This window comes from Alkalithermobacter paradoxus (genome assembly GCA_002029295.1).
In the GTDB taxonomy this organism is placed as follows: Bacteria; Bacillota; Clostridia; order Peptostreptococcales; family Peptostreptococcaceae; genus Alkalithermobacter; species Alkalithermobacter paradoxus.
The window spans coordinates 1-617 of sequence record MZGW01000033.1; the positions used below are offsets into that span (position 1 = coordinate 1).

3 tRNA genes and 2 rRNA genes are annotated in these 617 nt (G+C 47.3%); all 5 read right to left on the bottom strand.

Annotated elements, in window-relative coordinates:
* Positions 1–46: 46 nt before the first annotated feature.
* A tRNA-Glu gene (locus CLOTH_RS10445) sits at positions 47–121 on the bottom strand.
* A 2-nt stretch (positions 122–123) separates the two neighbouring features.
* Positions 124–212, bottom strand: a tRNA-Leu gene (locus tag CLOTH_RS10450).
* Positions 213–216: 4 nt separating this feature from the next.
* Positions 217–291 (bottom strand) — tRNA-Asn (locus tag CLOTH_RS10455).
* Between the two features lie 6 nt (positions 292–297).
* A 5S ribosomal RNA gene (gene rrf, locus CLOTH_RS10460) occupies positions 298–414 on the bottom strand.
* Between the two features lie 99 nt (positions 415–513).
* A 23S ribosomal RNA gene (locus tag CLOTH_RS10860) occupies positions 514–617 on the bottom strand; the annotation flags it as partial.

Here is a 617-nt window from a genome sequence, read left to right on the forward strand (position 1 = left end):
TGCTTGTAAGGCAGGTGCTCTCCCAGCTGAGCTATAATCCCATATTTGGTGACCCATAGGGGATTCGAACCCCTGTTACCGCCGTGAAAGGGCGGTGTCTTAACCGCTTGACCAATGGGCCATTGGTGCCGAGGACCGGAATCGAACCGGTACGGTCTGTAAGGACCGCAGGATTTTAAGTCCTGTGCGTCTGCCAGTTCCGCCACCTCGGCTTATTGGCTCCAAGGGTGGGACTCGAACCCACAACCTATCGGTTAACAGCCGAGTGCTCCGCCATTGAGCTACCTTGGAATACCAAATTGGCTACGTCCTACTCTCCCAGGAGGCTTCCCTCCAAGTACCATCGGCGCAAAAGAGCTTAACTTCTGTGTTCGGAATGGGAACAGGTGTATCCTCTTTGCTATAGTAACCAATTTTCATGTGACAGGATATTAATAATAACATACCTTGTCCTATGTGTCAATATTTTTAACTAAATATGAAGCATAACACTTTCAAAACTGCATAGCATATTTGGTCAAGTCCTCGACCTATTAGTACTCATAAGCTGAACACATTACTGCGCTTACACCTTGAGCCTATCAACCAAGTAGTCTTCTTGGGGTCTTACCTTAAAA